Origin of the sequence: Rhodococcus sp. IEGM 1366, assembly GCF_033142425.1 — a bacterium.
In the GTDB taxonomy this organism is placed as follows: domain Bacteria; phylum Actinomycetota; class Actinomycetes; order Mycobacteriales; family Mycobacteriaceae; genus Rhodococcus_F; species Rhodococcus_F globerula.
This window is the reverse complement of record NZ_JAWLRZ010000001.1, coordinates 1188406-1208473: the sequence shown is the minus strand read 5'-3', so window position 1 is coordinate 1208473 and position 20068 is coordinate 1188406. Positions and strand designations below refer to the sequence as shown.

The following is a 20068-nucleotide window of genomic DNA, read 5'->3' as shown; positions in this document are numbered from 1 at the left end:
CTATCCATAACGACAGCGCGATCGTCACTACTCCCAGCCAGATCACGAGGTAACCTTCGACGTGATCTTGTCGGTCCACAGGAGGCCGAGAGCTACCAACCCCGTTCCGACTACCAGCATCACTCCGCCGGCGCCACCCCCGAACAGCACCTGCAACGGCGCCGCCCCCATCAGCTCACCCAATCCGATGCCGAGGACCGGTAACCCTGCAAGCACCGTCGCGGTAGCTCGCGCGCCGGCCAGTCCGGCTTCGGTGCGCTGACGGAAACGGTTGCGACCCAACATATCCGTCCGCACAGCTCCCAGAAGTTCGGCCAGTGCCAGACCGTATCGTTCAGCGACAGACCACGCTGACGCAACACGCACCAACTCCCTGTCGACGAGCGAACCACCGGATCGGAATGCATCGGCTGCACTGCCACCCAACCGAGCTCGCGCCGAACCGCGACGGAATACTTCCCCCACAGCGCCCGAGCACTCCTCACCGGCAATGGAACACGCGGACGCCGGGTGCGCACCGATCCGCAACTCTGCAATCAGGACCTCCAATCCGGCAAGTAGCAACGCCAGTTCCGAGTCCCTTGCCAACGATGCCTTCTTCCGCCGAGCACGAAAGAGCGCAGTTCCCACTGCAATCGCGGCAGCGACCAATGCAGAGATACCTCCGAACAACGCACCCAGTACCAGTGGCAGTGCAGCGACAATCAGCGTCCACGGCACGGTGAATGATTCCTTCCCCCGCGAATCTGCGAATTCGAGGAGCCTGGAACGCGAATTCACCGTCGGAGCAACCATCACCGACAGCGCGCACAGCAGCAACGTGGCGCTCATGCCGGCAGCCCGTCCCGATCACTGCGCCCATCCCGATCACGGAGGCACAGCATTCTTTCGAGTTGATCGCGCCCCGGACCCGCAGCCGGCCATGCCTGGTTGATGTGTACGAATCCGTCTGCGCCGCGGTTGATGACCCCGATCTGCTCGAGTCGCCGAGAACCGTCGGCGGAGCGATGCACGTGTAGAACCACCTGGACCGCGGCTGCAAGTTGACTGTGCAACGCATGTCGATCCATTCCCCCCAACGCGGCCAAGGCCTCCAACCGCGCCGGCACTTCCTCGGGCGAATTCGCGTGGATGGTGCCTGCCCCGCCGTCATGGCCCGTATTCAGGGCCGTCAGAAGGTCGATGACCTCGGCTCCCCGCACTTCGCCCACGACAATGCGGTCGGGTCGCATGCGCAACGCCTGTCGCACGAGATCACGTACCGCTACCTCGCCGACGCCCTCCACATTCGGCGCGCGTGCGACCAGTCGAACCACATGCGGATGCGGCGGAGCCAACTCGGCCGCATCCTCGACGCAGATGATCCGTTCCCTGGGGTCTACCGCACCGAGCGCAGCCGACAGCAATGTCGTTTTCCCCGCACCGGTGCCACCGATCACCAGAAAAGCCAAACGGCACATGATGATTCGATCAAGCAGCGCACGTGCCTCCGGTTCGATCGCTCCGCGAGCGCACAATGCGTCAAGGCCTTGCGTCGCAGGTCTGAGCACCCGTAGCGACAAGCAGGTTCCCCCTTGTGCGACCGGCGCGAGAACAGCGTGCAATCGGACACCGAAATGCCCGTCGCCGACTCCGCGCAACCGGCCGTCGACCCACGGCTGTGCGTCGTCGAGTCGTCTTCCGGACGACAAGGCCAAACGCGCAGCAAGGCGTCGCACCGCTGCCTCGTCCGCAAATTTCACGCTCGTTCGTTCCAGTCCCACCCCACGATCGACCCACACCTGGTCCGGAGCAGTCACCAGGACATCCGCGACTCCTGGTTCATGCAACAAAGACTCGAGCGGCCCGGCGCCGGTCAGCTCGGTCTGGAGAATTCGCACGACCTCGAGCAGATCTGTATCACCGAGCACTCCGGCGGACTCAGCCCGAACGGCGTCGGCGACCGTCGCCGCTGTCGGCTCAGCGGCCGTCGACGCCGCCAACCGATCGCGGACCCGATCGAGCAGTTCAGCCGTGACCAGCCCACTCATGCTGCAGCACTCCAGGAACGTGATCCCGCCGCGAGTCCGTCCAGCACCGCGTCCGCTCCGAGGGTCAGCGCGCACTTGCGTCGTAATTCCAGCCCGCCGCGTTCGAGCATCGACCCGAGCGAGCGGTGTCCCCGGACAACTGCGATCAACGGCAACCCGAGCATGGTCGCAACATCTGCCCCGCGCAGACCACCCGGAGCCGGTCCGCGCACCAACAACCCGATATTCGAATTATGTTGCGCCGCCCACATTCCCACCTTCTCCGCAGCGACGCAGGCTGCCACCGTCGCGGGAACAACCATCACGACGGCATCCGAACCCTCCAATACGGCCTCACCCTCCAGCCCTCGACAACCGGAAACATCGCACACGACAAGACCGCCGGATCGTCGGCCGGCGTCGAGCACCGCCCCGAGCGCAGTGACCGAAGGACCACCGATCTCCCCGCGGCTGCACGAGAGCACTCGCAGGTGCTGCCCGCGAGCGGGCAGAGCATCACGAAGCGCATCCGCCGACAAACGCCCACCCTCAACCGTCAACGCCGCCCATCGCAACCCTGGAACATTTTCGACACCGAGCACTACGTCCGCGCCGCAACCAAGTGCGTCGACGTCGACAAGCATCGTCGGGATGCGACGGGCGGCGGACGCCAAGGCGATCGCCGCGGCGCTTACCGAGGCACCAGCTCCGCCACACGCGCCGACAACGGCAACAACTGTGCCCTCGCCACGGCTCACCGAGTGCTCGGCTAACACTGCAACCAGCGCATTCTCGTCCGCCGGCAGTGTGAATACCGCCTGGGCGCCGATCGAGGTCGCGTATTTCCACTCGTCGAGCGTCGGTTCGGACTCACCGACAAGGAAGACGCGTGAACGCCTCGGGTTGCGGCTCGAGCACGCCTTCGCGTGTGCAATGTCCAGCACCACCGCGGATGCCCTGTTCCATTGTTGGCGCGATACCGGTTGTGGCCCCTCGTCCGCCGACTGATCAACGGCAGCCACGACGCGCCGCACGCTGGCAAGAACCAGCGGATCTTCGACCAACACAAGGACATCCGCGTCGACATGCCCTGATTCCCCTGAAGCATTCGAGTTCATGAGCACGAGCCTGAGCGTTGTCGCCGGTAAAGAACAGATACCCGAATCGAGCTGTGGACAACTCGGGTTCTGTGGATAACTCCCACTTGACGAAGCCGAGTTGATGTACCCGAGAAAGTGGACAACCCCCGCCTGGGGGGAGGCGGGGGTTGTCTTGTCTGTTCAGCCCCGGGGGGTTGGGCTGAACACAGTCCGAGCAAGTCGAACTGCCGTAATCCTACACTGCAAATGTCCGGGAAATGCAAGCCTGAACAGCAGCGATTCGTAAGTGTCGCCGTTCATTTCCCGGTTGTGGTGACGCAACCGAACCGACTGTCGGACTATCCTCGGTAGCTGTGACCGACAAGCTTGGGAATGGACTGACAACCGGGCGGACTGCCGCTTTCTTCGACCTCGACAAAACCGTCATAGCCAAATCCAGCACGTTGGCTTTCAGCAGGCCGTTCTTCGCGCAAGGATTGATCAACCGGCGCTCGGTTCTCAAGAGCAGCTACGCGCAGTTCCTGTTCCTGCTCTCGGGCGCCGATCACGATCAGATGGAGCGCTTGCGCGCACACATCACCGCGATGTGTGCCGGCTGGGATGTGGAACAGGTCAAGTCGATCGTCGCGGAGACTCTGCACGACATTGTCGACCCCCTCGTCTACGCCGAGGCCGCCGACTTGATTGCCGACCACAAGGTGCGCGGCCACGATGTCATCGTGGTGTCCGCGTCGGGCGAGGAGATCGTCGCTCCGATCGCCCGCGCGCTGGGAGCAACGCACTCGGTCGCGACGTCGATGAAGGAAGAGGACGGGCACTACACGGGCGAGGTCGACTTCTACTGCTACGGCCCCGGCAAAGTGGAAGCCATGGAAAAACTCGCAGCCGAGTACGGATACGACCTCTCCGCGAGTTACGCCTATTCCGACTCGATCACCGACTTGCCGATGCTCGAGGCCGTCGGGCATCCGAGTGCCGTCAACCCCGACCGCGCGCTTCGCAAGGCAGCAGCCGGAAATGGTTGGCCCATACTGACTTTCTCGAATCCGGTCTCGCTTCGCGCTCGGCTGTCAGCACAGTCGGGCACCGCTGTGGCGACTACTGCAGCGCTCGGAATCGGAGCTGTGACAGCCGGTGTTGTGACGTTTGCACTACTTCGCCGAAAACGGTGAAACTTCAAGCACACAAACAAAAATTGATACTTGCTGTGAGCCGCAACACAGGGTACAAAGGAGTTACGGAAGAACGGAAGGCCAGGAACGGCTCAGAAGAGAAGGACCGTTTCCCCAACCCGGATTCCCAGCACGGGCACTAGGGCACCCACGCGGAGCACAAGCCACTATAAGGGCAGAAGTGTTGTGGGCCTGCGAGATTCGTTCAATTTGAGCGAGGACTCCGCACAAGTTGCGGGGACGACCTCAAAATGGCGATCCCTCGCCGAGGCCATCCACACAACCCACCGAGCACGCTTGGTAACGAGTAGTCCGTGCTAACGGGCGGCGAAGTCGATAATCGGCAGCGCCGCCCGTTTTGTGTGTGGAACGAGCCCGATGTGGAACCAGCCCGATGTGGGTTAGCTCGGACTCGCGGCGTCGGCAATCGACGTTGCCTCGCGAGCACCAGCTTCAAGCGCGCCGCAACACAGAATTACCCAACTCCCGACGCCTTCCGGACGACCGGAAGCAAATCCCGCGGCTCCATCGGCGTACGCCTGCGGCCTACGCAGCCAACTGACCTCAGGGACGCCGAGGTTGTGGGGATCCAAACCGGACGAGACTGCGACGAGTCGGGACGCGGCGCGCGCCACAATGCCGTCGGCGGTACCGAACGGACTCAGTGCCAACAATTCGCCGTGCACGACTGCCGCAAGAACCGGAGCCGGCGCCGACGTTCCACCCGTCACCAGTTGGGCGAGAGCGTCGAGACGCTCGCCGACGCCCGGATCCATGCGAGGTCGTCCCAGTTCGTCAGGATCCTCGACCAGATCTGCCGCCGCCAGTAGGTGCAACCTGGCCAAAGCCTGCAGCGGCGCCCGTTTCCACGTGGACTCCATCAGTGGCAGACCGTCACCGTCCAGCGCCTGCGCAACCCGCAGGGCGCCGGCAAGAATCGGATCACCGGCCATCCCCTCTGCCGGCAGCTCCGTCGACCCTCCCGCCAAAGACGCCGATGCCCGAGCGGCGCGGACTGCAGCTTCGGCAGCCGTCGTCGGCCATCCGCGTCGGTTGGTTTTGTGCCGATGCACCTCACCGAGTGCGTCGCGCGCGTGATCAGCGGCGGCGCGTACGCCTGGAAGATCGACGAGGGGCTGCAAGGGGTCCGTCACGATCAACGACGGTACCCTTGCAGCCCCTCTGTGGACTTGCCTACCTACCTGTTGCGTCAGCTTCCCAGCTTGATGGACCCACCGGGAATCGCGTCGAGCAACTTGCGTGTGTAGTCCTGCTGCGGATTGCCGAACACGTCGTCGATCGGCGCCGATTCGACGATCGAGCCACGCGACATCACCAACACGTTGTCCGCGATCTGACGAACCACGGCCAGGTCGTGCGTGATGAAGAGGTACGTCAACCCGAACTCTGCCTGCAGGTCGTTGAGCAGGGTCAAGATCTGATCCTGTACGAGCACGTCGAGAGCGGACACCGCCTCGTCGCAGATCACGACCTCCGGCTGCAAGGCCAACGCTCGCGCAATTGCGACGCGCTGACGCTGTCCACCGGACAGCTCGTTCGGGAACCGTCGCATGACCGACTGGGGCAGACCGACCTTGTCGAGAAGTTCGCGGACGCGAGCCTCACGTTCGGCTTTGGTCCCGACCTTGTGGGTACGCAGCGGCTCTTCGATCGTGCGGTAGATCGAGTACATCGGGTCGAGCGTGCCGTAAGGGTTCTGGAAGATCGGCTGCACTCGGCGACGGAACGCAAAAGTTTCCTTCGCACCGAGTTCGGACACGTCCTGACCGTCGAAGACCACGTTGCCTGCAGTGGGCTCGAGCAGACCGAGGACCATCTGCGCGACCGTCGACTTACCGGAACCCGATTCACCGACGATCGCCGTCGTGGTTCCGCGGCGGACCTTGAAGGACACGTCGTTCACGGCTGTGAAGTCGGTGGTCTTGCGGAAACCCTTGCGCAGCTTGAACACCTTGGTCAGATGATCGACGACAAGAACGTCGTCGGTCGCCTTGCCGAAGGACTCTGCCGTACTTTCCTCGGCCTTGACCGCTTCGGCGACCTCTTCCGCCTGTTCCCGAATCTCGGCGCGGGCCACCGACGAACTGAGTCGCTTCGACGCCAACGACGGCGCAGCAGCGACCAGCTTCTGCGTGTACGGATGCTGCGGACGCTTCAGAATCTCCAGTGCCGGACCGGATTCGACGATACGCCCCTTGCTCATCACGATCAGGTGCTCGGCACGCTCGGCGGCCAAGCCCAGATCGTGAGTGATGAGCAGAACAGCGGTGCCGAGTTCCGTTGTCAGACCGTCGAGGTGGTCGAGGATCTGACGCTGGACGGTGACGTCGAGCGCCGACGTCGGCTCGTCCGCGATCAGGAGCTTCGGACGAGCGGACAACCCGATCGCGATGAGTGCACGCTGACGCATACCGCCCGAGAACTCGTGGGGGTACTGCCCCAGCCGGCTCTCGGCGTCGGCGAGACCTGCCTCCTCGAGCAGTTCGGCGGCCCGAACCTTGGCTGCCTTGCCCTTGGCGATCCCGTTGGCGGCCAGTGCTTCCTCGATCTGGAAGCCCACTTTCCACACCGGGTTCAGATTCGACATCGGGTCCTGCGGAACCAAACCGATCTGGCTGCCCCGGATGTGGACGAAGTCCTTCTCCGAGACCTTCGAGATGTCCTTGCCGTCGAAGATGATCTCGCCTGCCGTCACCTTGCCGGTGCCGGGAAGCAGATTGATGATCGAGTGCGCGGTAGTGGACTTACCCGAACCCGATTCGCCGACGATGGCGACCGTCTGACCCGGATAGACAGTCAGGCTGACGCCTCGAACTGCCGGAACCGGACCGGAATTGGACTGGAACGACACCTCGAGATCACGAATCTCGAGCAGCGGAGTTTCCTCCGAGGTGAGAGTTTCCTTGGTGGTCATCGTGCTCACCGCTTCCGCGACTTGGGATCGAGGGCGTCGCGCAGCGCGTCGCCCATCATGATGAATCCGAGGACGGTGATCGCCAAAGCCGTTGCCGGGTAGAACAAAATGGTCGAACCCTGACGCAGCGTCACCTGAGCGTTGCTGATGTCACCGCCCCACGAAACCTCGGTGGACGGGAGCCCGATACCGAGGAAGGACAGAGTCGCCTCGGCAACGATGTACGTGCCGAGCGAGATGGTGGCCACAACGATGATGGGCGCCAACGAGTTCGGGATGACGTGGCGAATCAGAGTCTTGAGCTTCGAGACACCCAACGCTTCCGAAGCCATGACGTAATCGTTGTTCTTGGCCGAAATCACCGCACCACGAGCAATTCTTGCCATCTGCGGCCAGCCGAAGAGCGCCAGGACGCCGACGACGGTCCAGATGGTGCGATCGGTGAACAGCTGCATCAGAACGATGGCAGCGAGGATCAGCGGGATACCGAAGAAGATGTCGGCGACACGGGAGAGAACCGAATCGGTCCAGCCCCCGTAGAACCCGGACAGTGCACCGAAGATCACGCCGATCACCAGCACCGACGCCGTGACGCCGATGCCAACGAGCACAGATGCGCGAGCACCGTAGATGGTGCGCGAGTACACGTCACAGCCCTGGCGGTCGAAACCGAACCAGTGACCTGAGGTCGGACCCTGCATGCTGTAGGTGAGGTCGCAGTACCGCGGATCGATACTCGTGAACAGACTCGGGAAAGCCGCGATGACGATGACCGCGACAATGATGATCGTCGAGATGATGAACAGGGGACGCTTGCGCAGATCGCGCCACGCGTCGGTCCACATGCTCGTCGGCGCCTGATCGAGCTTGACGGCGTCCGTCTCCCCCGGTGCCGCAACTTCGGGCGGTGCCACGAAATGGCTTTGCCGGACTGCGCGTCCGGTCTTCACGGTCTCAGACATAGCGGATCCTCGGATCGAGCGCGGCGTACAAGAGGTCGACGAGCAGATTCGCGATCAGGTAGATCACGATGAGAATGGTGACAAACGAAACCACCGTCGGCGCTTCACCTCTGGTCACCGCCTGGTAGATCGTGCCGCCGACGCCGTTGATGTTGAAGATGCCCTCGGTGACGATGGCGCCGCCCATCAACGTTGCGAGGTCGGCACCCAGGAAGGTGACCACGGGGATCAGCGAGTTGCGCAACACGTGCACGCGAACCACTCGTCCGCGAGAAAGTCCCTTGGCGGTGGCTGTCCGCACGTAGTCGGCACTCAGGTTCTCCGCCACGGACGTTCGGGTCAGTCGCAGTACGTAGGCAAACGAGACCGAACCCAGAACCAGGGCGGGGAGCAGGAGATTCTTGAAGCTGGTGTTTCCACCGACCGTCGGCGGGACGATGCCCCATTTGACGCCGATGAAGAACTGAGCCAGGAAGCCGATCACGAAGATCGGGATGGCGATGAGAACGAGGCTGAACAGCAGGACGGTGCTGTCGAAGAACCCGCCCTTGCGCAGGCCGGCAATGAGGCCGAAGCCGACACCGAAGACCGTCTCTACGATCAGTGCCATGAAGGCAAGTTTCATCGTGATCGGAAATGCCTGTGCCAGAACTTCACTGACAGGTCGTCCGGAGAACGACGTGCCGAAGTCCAGCGTGAAGATGCCCTTCAGGTACAGCAGGTACTGCTGATAGAAGGGGAGATCGAGGTGGTAGCGCTCCCGAAGCTGCTGTGCAACAGCTGGACTGAGCGCCTTGTCGCCCGCCAACGCGGCAATCGGATCACCGGGAAGTAGGAAGACCATGGCGTAGATCAGAAGTGTGGCCCCGAGAAAAACCGGGATCATTTGAAGCACTCGGCGACCGATGTACCAGAGCATCGGATCACCTCCTTGTCGATGATCGTGTCCGTCAGCGGACAATCCGACGTGAACACGAGTTCGGGGCGGCAGGCAGAGCGCCTGCCACCCCGAACTCACGTTTCAGATGCGAATCGTTCTACGCGTCAGTTCTTTTCGATGTCTTCGTAGACCGGAATACCATTCCAGCTGATGGTGACGTTGGAGACGTTCTCCGACCATCCACTCGCTGCGTTGCGGTACCACGTCGGAACTGCAGGCAGGTCCTTGAGCAGGACTTCCTGAGCCTGGTCGAGCAGTTCCCGAGCCTTCGCCTGATCGGTCTGGCCGGCCGATTCGCGCAGGAGGCGGTCGAACTCGGGGTTGGAGTAATCACCGTCGTTGGAGCTGCCACCGGTCTGGTAGTTCTGCGCCAGGAAGCCGTACTGCTGCGGGTAGTCACCCTGCCAGCCGGAGCGGAATGCGCTCTGGATGGTGCGGTTGGTGGCTTCGGTGCGGATCTGAGCAAAGGTGGCGTACTGCTTGCCCTTTGCGTCGATGCCGAGGGTGTTGCGGATGCTGTTCGACGCTGCGTCGACCCATTCCTGGTGTCCGCCGTCGGCGTTGTAGGCGATCTCGAAGCTGCCCGACCACGGAGCAATTGCATCGGCCTTCGCCCAAGCGGCCTTGGCTGCCTCTGGATCGAACTTCACGTTGCCGTTACCGGTCAGCGAGTCGTTCCAGCCCTCGATTGCGGGACTGGTGAAGTCGAGCGCAGGTGTCCTGGTCTTGTTGTAGATCTGCTGCGTGATCTGATCGCGGTTGATCGCCATCGAGATCGCCTGACGGCGGAGCATGCCCTCTTCGCCGCTGAAGTGCGGCAGGCGACCCGGGATCGTGAACGTCTCGATGGTTGCCGACGGCTGGTTGACCGTGCGACCAGGCAGGTCAGACTCGAAGGTCGTGACCGCACTCGGCGGAACCTGGTCGAGAACGTCGACGTTGTTGGCCAGGAGATCGGTGTACGCCGTGTCGAGGTTGTTGTACATGATGAAGTCGACGCCGGCGTTCTTCGGCTTGCGGTTGCCGTTGTAGTCCGGGTTCACGACCGTGTCGATGCGGACGTTGTGCTGCCACGCACCGGTTCCGTCGAGCTTGTACGGGCCGTTGCCGATCGGATTCTCACCGAATGCGGTCATGTCCTGGTAAGCGACCTCGGGCAGCGGGTAGTACGCCGTGAAGCCGAGGCGATCGGGGAACGCAGATTCGGGCTGCTTGAGCTCGATGGTGAAGGTGCTGTCGTCCACGACCTTCAGTCCCGACATGGTCTGTGCCGTCGGAACCTCGGCGGCAACTTCGTCGTAGCCCTTGATCGGGTCGAAGAACGACGCCTGCAGCTGAGCATTGGTGGAGAGTGCGCCGTAGTTCCAGGCGTCGACGAACGACTTCGCGGTGACGGGGGTGCCGTCCGTGAAGGTCCAGCCTTCCTTGAGCTTGACGGTGAAGTTCTGACCATCCGTGCTGTCGATGGACTCGGCAACCTCGTTCTCCGTGCCACCAGCGGCGGTGTACGAAACGAGACCGGCGAACACGGCGTCGACGACGCGACCGCCCATGTTCTCGCTCGTGTTCGTGGGGATCAACGGGTTCTGGGGCTCGCCCGCCCAGGCGTTGACAACACCACTGGACGATCCGCCCGACGAATCGCCGGACGAACATGCCGTGATCAGCACTGCCGTCATTCCGAGCGCGACCGCACCGGTCGCTATGCGTGAGATACGCAAAGGAGTTCCTTCCACATCTAATAGACCCCGAGCATGCTCGTGGCCTGCCGACAGCCGTAACTGCCGGCGTCGTGTCGCCTACAACTGAAGATGAACGTAACTTCGAGTTGCGGTCGAATAATGGTTTGACAATAGACACATCAACCTCGAAGTGCGCACCGCACCCATTGTTGAAAATTTGGGGGTAATTCAATTCGGACACATTCATTCGTCGTCGGAAGCGACCACCCGTCGCATCGATTCGACCGATCGTCGCAGGACAACGAGTTGCAACGTGATGCAACGGTGCGTTTGCGCGAGCTTGTGACTACCCTCACACGGAGTCAGAAAAGTGTCGATCAATGTGGAAAGAAGGCCGTCAGCCATGACAAGCGCAGCCGAAACGGACGTCCCCCAGGCATATCCGCCGAGCGCAGAGTTCGCTGCGGCCGCCAACGCGGGACCGGAACTGCAGGCTGCCGCAGATACCGACCGCCTTGCTTTTTGGGCGAATCAGGCTGAGCGCCTTCACTGGCACCAGAAATGGACCGACGTCCTCGACTGGACCGACGCCCCCGTCGCGAAATGGTTCGTCGGCGGACAGTTGAATGTCGCCTACAACTGCGTCGACCGCCACGTCCTCGCCGGCAACGGCGACCGCGTCGCCATCCACTTCGAAGGCGAACCCGGCGATTCCCGTAATCTGACCTACAACGACCTCCTCGCCGAAGTCAGCCGCGCCGCAAACACTTTCACCGACCTCGGCCTCGTCGCCGGTGACCGCGTCGCGATCTACATGCCGATGATCCCCGAAGCGATCGTCACCATGCTCGCGTGCGCCCGCCTGGGCCTGACCCACTCGGTGGTCTTCGCCGGATTCTCCGCCACCGCCCTACGCTCACGCATCGACGACGCGCAAGCCAAGCTTGTCGTCACCGTCGACGGGCAGTGGCGCCGCGGCGCCGCAGCACCCATCAAAACAGCGGTCGACGAATCCGTCGCCGGCGCCGACTCCGTACAGAACGTGTTGGTAGTCAACCGAACCGGCATCGACGTCGACTGGACGCCCGGCCGCGACCTGTGGTGGCACGAAACCGTCGCCCAGGCTTCACCCGAGCACGAAGCGCAGCCGTTCGACGCCGAACATCCCCTGTTCATCCTCTACACCTCCGGCACCACCGGAAAACCCAAGGGCATCATTCACACTTCCGGCGGCTACCTCACCCAAGCCTCGTACACCCACCACAACGTCTTCGATCACAAAGCGGGACAAGACGTGTACTGGTGCACCGCCGACATCGGCTGGGTCACCGGACACTCCTACATCGTCTACGGTCCCCTCTCCAACGGCGTCACCCAGGTCGTCTACGAAGGCACCCCCAACTCCCCGAACGAGCACCGCCACTTCGACATCATCGAAAAGTACGGCGTCTCCATCTACTACACCGCCCCCACCCTCGTGCGCACCTTCATGAAATGGGGGCGCGAGATCCCCGACGCCCACGACCTGTCCTCCATCCGCCTCCTCGGCTCCGTCGGCGAGCCGATCAACCCCGAAGCGTGGCGCTGGTTCCGCGACGTCATCGGCGGCAACAAGGCCCCCATCGTCGACACCTGGTGGCAGACCGAAACCGGCGCCATCATGATCTCCCCACTGCCCGGCATCACCGCCACCAAGCCCGGATCCGCGATGGCACCGCTACCCGGAATCTCCGCGAAGATCGTCGACGACGACGCCAAGCCCCTCGGCCCCGGCGGCAACGGCTACCTCGTCCTCGACGAGCCGTGGCCGGCGATGCTCCGCGGCATCTGGGGCGACATGGAGCGTTACCGCGACACCTACTGGTCCCGCTACGCCGAAGAAGGCTGGTACTTCGCCGGTGACGGCGCCAAGTACGACGACGACGGCGCCCTCTGGGTCCTCGGCCGCGTCGACGACGTCATGAACGTCTCCGGCCACCGCATCTCCACCTCCGAAGTGGAATCGGCACTGGTCAACCATCACGGCGTCGCCGAAGCCGCCGTCGTCGGCGCCGCCGACGAGACCACCGGACAGGGCATCGTCGCGTTCGTCATCCTGCGCGAAGGTGTCGAGAACACCGGCGACATCCTGATCGCGGAACTCAAAGCTCAGGTCTCCACCGACATCAGCCCGATCGCCAAGCCCCGTCAGATCACCATCGTGCCGGAACTGCCGAAAACCCGATCCGGCAAGATCATGCGCCGCCTCCTGCGCGACGTCGCCGAAGGCCGCGACCTCGGAGACACCTCAACCCTGGTCGACCCCAAGGTATTCGACGCAATCCGCGGCAAGTAGGGCCAGCGGCCCCCGTGCGCCTTTCTGGTAGTCCCCACTACCAGGAAGGCGCACAGCAGGGCTACGCCCCTACATCATCGAGCGATTCGTCCTTCGTCTCACGCATGACGAGCAATGCAACAAACGTCAGAGCCGACGCGACGAGTAGGTAGATCCCGACCCAGCCGACGCCGTAGTGGTCGACCAGGTAGACCGCGATGAACGGCGCTACTGCCGCACCGAGGATGCTTGCGGTGTTGTAGGCGATACCGGAACCCGTGTACCGGACGTTGGTCGGGAACAGTTCCGGGAGAACAGCACTCATCGGTCCGAAGGTCAGGCCCATGAGGATCATGCCCACAACCAGGAAGGCCAGCATGCGACCGTCACTCATACCGTCGGTGTGCAGGAAGAGTCCGAATGTGAGACCGAACAGCATCATTGTCGCGGTGATGACGAGCAGCGTGATCCGTCGACCGTAGCGGTCGGCCAGCCACCCGGACACCGGGACCGCAGCTGCGAAGAACACGACCGCAATGAGCTGCAGGACAAGGAAATCGGTGTACTTGAAGCCCGCTCCCGTACCGCCGTCCGCAGCGGTTTTGCCGATTCCGTAGCTCAGGACCCACGTGGTCATGAGGTAGAATAGCGTGTAGGTGGCGAGCATGACGAATGTGCCGATGATCAGCTGACGCCAGCTTGTCTTGAATACCTCGGCGAGGGGCGTCTTGACCTTCTCGCCGCGCTCGACGGCGCGCGCGAACACCGGCGTTTCTTCGAGCCGCAGACGCACGTACAGACCGATCATCACCATGATTGCGCTGAGCAGGAACGGAATTCGCCAGCCCCACGAGAGGAACGCGCCATCGAGGTCCGGGTTGGCGCTGTCGTGGTCCATCATCAACGAGATGGTCAGGAACAGTCCGTTGGCAAGGAAGAAGCCGATGGGTGCACCCAACTGTGGCCACATGGCCGCCCAGGCCCGTTTGCCTTCCTTTGCGGTTTCGGTGGCGAGCAGCGCTGCTCCTGACCATTCACCGCCGAGGCCGAGGCCCTGACAGAAACGCATCAGCGCGAGTAGCGCAGGGGCGAGCAACCCGACTTGTGAATAGGTCGGCAACAGGCCGATGAGGAAGGTTGCGACGCCCATCGTCAGGAGCGAGCCGACGAGGGTCGCTTTACGTCCGACCCGGTCGCCGAAGTGACCGAACAGAATCGAGCCGAGTGGACGCGCAACGAATGCCAGACCGAATGTCGCCAGCGACGCGAGGAGCGCGGTGGTGTCGTTGCCTTTGGGGAAGAACAGAAGCGGGAAGACCGACACCGCTGCCGTTGCGTAGATGTAGAAATCGTAGAACTCGATCGACGTACCGATCATGCTCGCGACAACGATTCGACGGCGAGGTACGCCGCCGACAGTTTCGCCGCCCGCCGGCGTCGGCGGGTTCTTACTCAGTGACGTGCTCACTCGTGATGCTCCTGCAGCTGTACGAACATTGCGGTATACGAACATTGCCCAATTGGTGGGATGAATCTCAGTCAGTAGGAATTGAACACCCTGCGCGTTTTCTCGCGCAAATTCGGGTTCTGGGCCGAATCCGCGATAAAATTCCGTAAAGGTGAGCCGGGAAGTCTGGTCGGCACGTGATTCGTCGCGTCCACATGTCTGCAAACCGAACAAAGGCGTTGCTCCCGCGTGATCTCCACAATGCGTTCCGAACTGTCCCGATACCTACGCACCGAAACCGTTGGCGGCTCTATCCTGCTGATCGCCGCTGCCATTGCTCTGATCTGGGTGAACTCACCACTCGGCGACAGCTACATCGCGCTGCGCGACTTCCAGATCGGACCGTCGGCGCTGCATCTGAACCTCAGTCTCGGCACGTGGGCGCAGGACGGTCTGCTGGCCATTTTCTTCTTCGTGGCCGGCCTCGAGCTCAAGCGCGAACTGGTTGTCGGAGAGCTCTCCGATCGCAAAGCTGCAGCGCTTCCGATCATCGCGGCATGTGGCGGAGTTCTCGTTCCCGCGCTCATCGCGGCGTCGATCGGCTTCGGCACTCCGGGGATGGACAAGGGTTGGGCGATCCCCGTTGCCACCGACATCGCGTTTGCCCTCGGCATCCTCGCCCTGACCGGTTCCCGGATACCGGCCAGCGCCCGCGTGTTCCTACTCAGTCTTGCGGTAGTCGACGACCTCCTGGCCATCATCTTGATCGCGGTGCTCTTTACCGCGTCGATCGCGATGTTGTGGCTGCTCACCGCCGCTGCGGCGCTTGCGGTGTACGCCTACGCCCAACACAAACGCATCACGACGCCGTTCCTCTACGTGCCACTTGCCCTGCTCACCTGGTACTCGATGCACGAGGCCGGTATCCACGCCACTCTCGCCGGCGTCGCGCTCGGCCTGCTCACCCGAGTTGTCCGCGACAAGGACGAGGAATACGCCCCCGGCACCCGACTCGAACACCGCATCCAGCCGTACTCCGCCGGCTTCTGCGTTCCGGTGTTCGCGCTGTTCGCGTCCGGCGTTCCCATCAACGCCGAGGTACTCGGCGACATCTTCACCGACCCCGTCGGGCAATCGGTCTTTGTCGGCCTCCTCGTCGGAAAAACTGTGGGAATCTTCGGAATTTCCCTGCTCGCGATCAAATTGGGCATAGCCACGAAGCCCAAGACACTCGAACGCAGAGACATGTTTGCCCTCTCAGTGCTCGGCGGCATCGGGTTCACCGTTAGCCTGCTTGTAGCAGACCTCGCACTGGACGGGGTCGGCGATGGCAGCGAGGCCGAAATAGCGAAGGCCGCAGTTCTCGTGACATCGTTGATAGCGTCGCTGATCGGATCAGCGCTGCTGTGGCGACGTGGACGGGTTCATGCGGCGCGAGCTGAAGCCAATGCCATAGCCACAGACGCGAGAGAACTACCTGGAGAGGTCGACAAGTGAGCGTGACCAACGGAGAGAGCCAACGCTTCACCGGAGATGGGGTGCCGAACACGGTGTCGTCCATTCCTCTCACCGACGTAGACGCCCGAACACCGGCTGAAGCCTCGATCGGCGCACTGGTCAGGGATGCGACGGCTCAGGTTTCGACACTGGTGCGTGCCGAAGTCGAGCTTGCCAAGGCCGAAGTCACCGGTGAGGTCAAGAAGGGGCTGCAGGGCAGCGTCTTCTTCATTCTGGCCTTCACTGTTCTGCTGTTCAGTTCATTCTTCTTCTTCTTTTTCCTGGCGGAATTGCTCAGCGTGTGGCTCGAGCGTTGGGCCGCTTTCCTGATCGTGTTCCTGATCATGGTGCTGACCACCGCAGTACTCGCACTTCTCGGTTATCTGCGGGTTCGCAAGTTGCGGGCTCCCGAGAAGACGATCGAATCGCTCAGAGCCGCAAAGAGCGTCATTCCCGGCAGCCACGACGACACAAAGCCGTCGGTCGACTTCAACGCGCGCAGGTAACGAAGCAGCTGTGTCAGCCCCAGATCCATCCACCGTCAGATTCGACGGCCCCTGGATTCACCGGGACATTCATGCCAACGGCATCCGGTTTCACGTCGTCGAGGTCGGCGACGCTGATCCGGATGCTCCGTTGGTGGTTCTCCTGCACGGTTTTGCCGACATCTGGTGGTCATGGCGCCACCAGTTGACGGCACTGTCCACGCAGGGTTTCCGAGTGGTTGCCATTGATCTACGCGGCTACGGTGACTCCGACAAACCGCCCCGCGGATACGACGGTTGGACGCTGGCCGGCGACGTGGCCGGACTGATCCGGGCGATGGGATACGGCAAGGCCACGCTGATCGGTCACGCCGACGGCGGCCTGGTGTGCTGGGCAACCGCGATCCTGCATCCGCGACTGGTGCGGTCGATCGCTCTGGTGTCGTCGCCGCATCCGCACGCACTCAAACAATCAGTCCTCCGCGACCGCTACCAGCGCAAGGCACTCTTTCCGGCGTTCCTGGCGAACCAGCTTCCGTTCCGCCCGGAACGGCGTCTGACTGCCGACAACGGCGCTGAGGTGGAGCGTCTGGTGCGCTCCCGCTCGGGTCCTGCGTGGCCCGAGCAGGCCGAGTTCGGTGACGTTGTCTCCAAGTTACGTTCAGCGATCCGCATTCCGGGGGTCGCTCATTCGACGCTGGAGTACCAGCGGTGGGCGTTCCGAAGTCAGCTTCGCACCGAGGGGCGCCGGTTCATGCGTCTGATGGATCAGACACTGCACATTCCGATCCTGCAGATACACGGCGAACTCGACCCGTACATTCTCACGCGGACAATACGACGCGGTCGGCGTTGGGCGCCCGGCGAACAGTTCCACCCCGTCTCCGGAGTCGGTCATTACGCCCATTGGGAAGCCCCACAGCGCGTCAACGACGCGCTCCGGGACTTCCTGGCAGCCGACTAGCTACTCAGAGGATGCAGACGCCGGTGGAGACCGGCGTCGACGCGCTTTCCGCCATGGCGAGTTGGCGCGACACCTCATTGGCAGTGAGGACGAACCCGGTGTCAGTGTCGTCGATGGCGGCACCGAACACGACACCGAGCACTTCACCCTGATCGTTGACCATGGGCCCACCGGAATTGCCCTGTCGAATCGATCCACGAACGGTGTACACCTCACGCTGTGTGGTGCCGGCTTTGTAGATGTCAGGACCGTTGAGGTTCAGGATTTCGCGAACACGAGCCGCGCTGGCCGTGTACGGACCTCCACCCGGATATCCGAGCACCAGTGCGTTGTCCCCCGTTTGAGCGGGCTGAGCGGCAAACGGCAGAACCGGCGCCTCGAGTCCGGGCACCGCGAGGATCGCGATGTCGACGGCCGAGTCGAAGAGCACAACCTGGGCGGGTAGTGCACCTTGCATCGTGTCGACGGTGATGCTCTCGGTACCCGCCACGACGTGTGCGTTGGTCATGACACGCTCAGGCGCGACGATGAACCCGGAACCTTCGAGCGCGCGCTGGCAACTCGGCGCGACGCCGTTGATGCGCAGAACGCTCGGACGCAACTGCGCGGCCAGCGGGCTCGCCAGAACACTCGCGTCCGGCGCTTCCACTTCGGTGATGGGTGTGCGGCCGAACGGACCGATGACATCGGGCAATCCCGAGGTGTCGAGCAGCGCCGAGAATTCCGTCGGAATCTGCCGCAACCATTGCGGCGCGAGGTCGTCGACACCGGCCAACACGTTCGACCCTCGGACTGCTGCTGCGACGTTGGGCTGAGACGACGACGTCAGCGGAATTGCCAAAAGCCACGCGGCAACCACCACGGCCACTGCTTGAAGCCCTGCACCGATCACGCTGTCCACTGATCTTGCGGCCGGAGAATGCATACCGCTGCGCGCGGCTCGGCCCAGAACCATGCCGGCAACTTCGCCGATGATCACCAACACGACGATCAGTGAGATGCCGGCGAGGATGCGCAGCTTGCCCTCGGTCACATGCACCAGAACATGCGGTGCCAGCAGAATTCCGGCGACAGCACCCAGAATCACACCGACAAAAGCCAACGCCGACGCCACCGCGCCCTGACGCCATCCCGATGTCGCGGCGATGAGAGCCACCACCACGATCGCAAGATCGACCCACCGCGAACCTGTCATCGGGGAACCGCCGAATCTTCGATGTCTTCGCCCAGTTCTGCGAGCGCTGTGTCCAGATCACGCACGTCGTGATGATCCCAGGGGATTTCCCAACCGGACACCTCGAAGAGTCCGGCCAGTATTCCGGCAGTGAAGCCCCACACGAGCATGCCGTCGGCCAAAAACGCCGGACCTTGGTATCCGGCCTGGTGACGCACCTGGAAGCGGTTGTCGGGGTCGAGCAGAGTGCGCAGCGGAACCCGCGCGACACGGCCGACCTCGCCGGAATCCTGGATGCCCACCGAGACCGGGTCTTCCCAATAAGCGATCACCGGGGTCACGTCGAATCCGGACGGTGGAATGAAGATTTCGGGCAACGTCGCCAGCGGGAGCACACCGCGCGGGTCGAGACCTGTTTCTTCCTGCGCCTCGCGCAGCGCTGTGCCGATCGGACCGTCGTCACCGTCGTCGGCGGCACCGCCGGGGAAAGCGACCTGTCCACTGTGCTGGCGCATAGTCGACGCGCGTTGTGTCAGTAGTACGTCAGCGTCGTCCGGCATCCCACCGAGGCACATGGGATCAGCCTCTCGGGATCCTCCGAAGAGGACGAGCACCGCGGCGGGCCTGGTGGTCGTCCCGCGCGGCGGGCGACGGTCGAGCACGGGGTTGAGTCGATGTGGATCAGTGGGTTGGGTGCTGGCTACAGCACGTAACCATTCGGGAACGGATGAGCTCATACGACAACTCCCAAATACTGCGCCGTGGCGGCAGCTATCTCATCCGCACTGCGGAACGGTTGAGGCAACACCTTCGCGACGGTTCCATCGGGACGAATGAGCACCGAGACCGGCAGCACAGGTGGCGCGCCGACGGCAATCTGCACCTTGCTCGAACCGTCCTGAACTCCGGGTAGTCGAACGGAATAGTCGATCAGTCGGGTCAAAGCATTTTCCTGGTTCGGATCGGAATGCACGGTCAGCACAGTGATACTGTCCCCCGCGCGATCCGCAAATTCCTGCAAATGCGGCAGTTCTTCGGCGCATGGCGCGCACCAGTACGCCCACAAATTCAGCAGCGCGGGCTTACCTCCCAGCGCGGCAGCAAGATCGACCGAGCTTCCGTCTGCAACACAGTCGAGCGTGATCCCAGCGAGTGCGGCGCCGGCCGGAGCTTCGGCGGTAGGCGTCGGGCACGCTGTCAGTCCGGCTTGCCCACGAAGCTGATCGAGCGATTCGGACGACGGGGTGAACGTCGGCGGCCGATAGGCGGACGTCGAGGAACCGCCAGCCGAAACCGGGGTGTCATCTCCCCCGCGCGGCCAGATCGCAACAGCGAGCGCAACAACAACCGCAAGCACAACAAGGGACCACCGAGCAGCATTGGACAT

17 protein-coding genes are annotated in these 20068 nt (G+C 62.9%); 5 read left to right on the top strand and 12 right to left on the bottom strand.

The window, feature by feature from the left end; all coding sequences use genetic code 11:
- Nucleotides 1–42: 42 nt before the first annotated feature.
- Genes R4P64_RS05785 through ssd form a run of 3 tightly spaced genes read right to left on the bottom strand, consistent with a single transcriptional unit; the run spans nt 43 to nt 3127 of the window.
- Nucleotides 43–831 carry a type II secretion system F family protein gene (locus tag R4P64_RS05785; protein WP_317819705.1) on the bottom strand — a complete coding sequence of 263 codons (789 nt, stop codon included), beginning with the start codon at nt 829–831 and terminating at the stop codon, nt 43–45.
- Nucleotides 828–2030, bottom strand: a complete 1203-nt coding sequence (locus R4P64_RS05780; RefSeq protein ID WP_317819703.1) for a TadA family conjugal transfer-associated ATPase — start codon at nt 2028–2030, stop codon at nt 828–830. The genes R4P64_RS05785 and R4P64_RS05780 overlap by 4 nt, the downstream gene beginning before the upstream one ends.
- The gene (gene ssd / locus R4P64_RS05775; protein WP_233366033.1) at nt 2027–3127 is read right to left on the bottom strand and encodes a septum site-determining protein Ssd; all 1101 of its coding nucleotides are present in this window, start codon (nt 3125–3127) and stop codon (nt 2027–2029) included. The genes R4P64_RS05780 and ssd overlap by 4 nt, the downstream gene beginning before the upstream one ends.
- A 335-nt stretch (nt 3128–3462) precedes the next feature.
- Here ssd and R4P64_RS05770 point away from each other — a divergent pair, with 335 nt between their 5' ends.
- On the top strand, nt 3463–4281 hold the full coding sequence (locus tag R4P64_RS05770) for an HAD-IB family hydrolase (RefSeq protein ID WP_033235947.1): 819 nt from the start codon (nt 3463–3465) through the stop codon (nt 4279–4281).
- Nucleotides 4282–4682: 401 nt separating this feature from the next.
- On the opposite strand, the gene R4P64_RS05765 is transcribed toward R4P64_RS05770, so the two are convergent.
- The 5 genes from R4P64_RS05765 to R4P64_RS05745 all read right to left on the bottom strand — a co-directional run bounded on the left by R4P64_RS05765 (nt 4683) and on the right by R4P64_RS05745 (nt 10839).
- Nucleotides 4683–5435: a hypothetical protein gene (locus R4P64_RS05765; RefSeq protein ID WP_033235946.1), complete on the bottom strand. Its 753-nt coding sequence runs from the start codon at nt 5433–5435 to the stop codon at nt 4683–4685.
- A gap of 56 nt (nt 5436–5491) precedes the next feature.
- Nucleotides 5492–7216 (bottom strand): dipeptide ABC transporter ATP-binding protein, encoded by a 1725-nt coding sequence (locus R4P64_RS05760; RefSeq protein WP_106939760.1) that lies wholly within the window; start codon nt 7214–7216, stop codon nt 5492–5494.
- Nucleotides 7217–7221: 5 nt separating this feature from the next.
- Nucleotides 7222–8178: an ABC transporter permease gene (locus tag R4P64_RS05755; protein WP_317545798.1), complete on the bottom strand. Its 957-nt coding sequence runs from the start codon at nt 8176–8178 to the stop codon at nt 7222–7224.
- Nucleotides 8171–9097 (bottom strand): ABC transporter permease, encoded by a 927-nt coding sequence (locus R4P64_RS05750; protein WP_033235977.1) that lies wholly within the window; start codon nt 9095–9097, stop codon nt 8171–8173. The genes R4P64_RS05755 and R4P64_RS05750 overlap by 8 nt, the downstream gene beginning before the upstream one ends.
- A 125-nt stretch (nt 9098–9222) precedes the next feature.
- On the bottom strand, nt 9223–10839 hold the full coding sequence (locus R4P64_RS05745) for an ABC transporter substrate-binding protein (RefSeq protein WP_317819696.1): 1617 nt from the start codon (nt 10837–10839) through the stop codon (nt 9223–9225).
- Between the two features lie 364 nt (nt 10840–11203).
- On the opposite strand from R4P64_RS05745, the gene acs reads away from it, so the two are divergent.
- On the top strand, nt 11204–13135 hold the full coding sequence (acs, locus tag R4P64_RS05740; RefSeq protein ID WP_317819694.1) for an acetate--CoA ligase: 1932 nt from the start codon (nt 11204–11206) through the stop codon (nt 13133–13135).
- Nucleotides 13136–13196: 61 nt separating this feature from the next.
- On the opposite strand, the gene R4P64_RS05735 is transcribed toward acs, so the two are convergent.
- The gene (locus tag R4P64_RS05735) at nt 13197–14582 is read right to left on the bottom strand and encodes an MFS transporter (RefSeq protein ID WP_033235943.1); all 1386 of its coding nucleotides are present in this window, start codon (nt 14580–14582) and stop codon (nt 13197–13199) included.
- Nucleotides 14583–14822: 240 nt separating this feature from the next.
- On the opposite strand from R4P64_RS05735, the gene nhaA reads away from it, so the two are divergent.
- The 3 genes from nhaA to R4P64_RS05720 are packed head-to-tail and all read left to right on the top strand — an operon-like array spanning nt 14823 to nt 17507.
- The gene (gene nhaA / locus R4P64_RS05730) at nt 14823–16058 is read left to right on the top strand and encodes a Na+/H+ antiporter NhaA (protein ID WP_033235942.1); all 1236 of its coding nucleotides are present in this window, start codon (nt 14823–14825) and stop codon (nt 16056–16058) included.
- Complete coding sequence (locus R4P64_RS05725) at nt 16055–16564, top strand: phage holin family protein (RefSeq protein WP_033235941.1); 510 nt, start codon at nt 16055–16057, stop codon at nt 16562–16564. Before nhaA ends, R4P64_RS05725 begins: the two co-directional genes overlap by 4 nt.
- Nucleotides 16565–16574: 10 nt before the next feature.
- Nucleotides 16575–17507 carry an alpha/beta hydrolase gene (locus tag R4P64_RS05720; protein WP_317819692.1) on the top strand — a complete coding sequence of 311 codons (933 nt, stop codon included), beginning with the start codon at nt 16575–16577 and terminating at the stop codon, nt 17505–17507.
- A 4-nt stretch (nt 17508–17511) separates the two neighbouring features.
- Here the strand turns inward: R4P64_RS05720 and marP are convergent, their stop codons facing one another.
- The 3 genes from marP to R4P64_RS05705 are packed head-to-tail and all read right to left on the bottom strand — an operon-like array spanning nt 17512 to nt 20068.
- Complete coding sequence (gene marP / locus R4P64_RS05715) at nt 17512–18702, bottom strand: acid resistance serine protease MarP (RefSeq protein WP_033235939.1); 1191 nt, start codon at nt 18700–18702, stop codon at nt 17512–17514.
- Nucleotides 18699–19418, bottom strand: a complete 720-nt coding sequence (locus R4P64_RS05710; protein WP_045066561.1) for an NUDIX hydrolase — start codon at nt 19416–19418, stop codon at nt 18699–18701. The genes marP and R4P64_RS05710 overlap by 4 nt, the downstream gene beginning before the upstream one ends.
- A complete protein-coding gene (locus tag R4P64_RS05705; RefSeq protein ID WP_095888111.1) occupies nt 19415–20068 on the bottom strand; it encodes a TlpA family protein disulfide reductase in 654 nt (217 codons plus the stop codon). Before R4P64_RS05705 ends, R4P64_RS05710 begins: the two co-directional genes overlap by 4 nt.

Bases quoted from the DNA above. Each gene is read 5' to 3' on its own strand.
- R4P64_RS05705 (WP_095888111.1), bottom strand. From the start codon at position 20,068: ATGTCCAATGCTGCTCGGTGGTCCCTTGTTGTGCTTGCGGTTGTTGTT.
- R4P64_RS05755 (WP_317545798.1), bottom strand. From the start codon at position 8,178: ATGTCTGAGACCGTGAAGACCGGACGCGCAGTCCGGCAAAGCCATTTC.
- R4P64_RS05760 (WP_106939760.1), bottom strand. From the start codon at position 7,216: ATGACCACCAAGGAAACTCTCACCTCGGAGGAAACTCCGCTGCTCGAG.
- R4P64_RS05780 (WP_317819703.1), bottom strand. From the start codon at position 2,030: ATGAGTGGGCTGGTCACGGCTGAACTGCTCGATCGGGTCCGCGATCGG.
- R4P64_RS05750 (WP_033235977.1), bottom strand. From the start codon at position 9,097: ATGCTCTGGTACATCGGTCGCCGAGTGCTTCAAATGATCCCGGTTTTT.
- nhaA (WP_033235942.1), top strand. From the start codon at position 14,823: ATGCGTTCCGAACTGTCCCGATACCTACGCACCGAAACCGTTGGCGGC.
- R4P64_RS05710 (WP_045066561.1), bottom strand. From the start codon at position 19,418: ATGAGCTCATCCGTTCCCGAATGGTTACGTGCTGTAGCCAGCACCCAA.
- R4P64_RS05785 (WP_317819705.1), bottom strand. From the start codon at position 831: ATGAGCGCCACGTTGCTGCTGTGCGCGCTGTCGGTGATGGTTGCTCCG.
- acs (WP_317819694.1), top strand. From the start codon at position 11,204: ATGACAAGCGCAGCCGAAACGGACGTCCCCCAGGCATATCCGCCGAGC.
- marP (WP_033235939.1), bottom strand. From the start codon at position 18,702: ATGACAGGTTCGCGGTGGGTCGATCTTGCGATCGTGGTGGTGGCTCTC.
- ssd (WP_233366033.1), bottom strand. From the start codon at position 3,127: ATGAACTCGAATGCTTCAGGGGAATCAGGGCATGTCGACGCGGATGTC.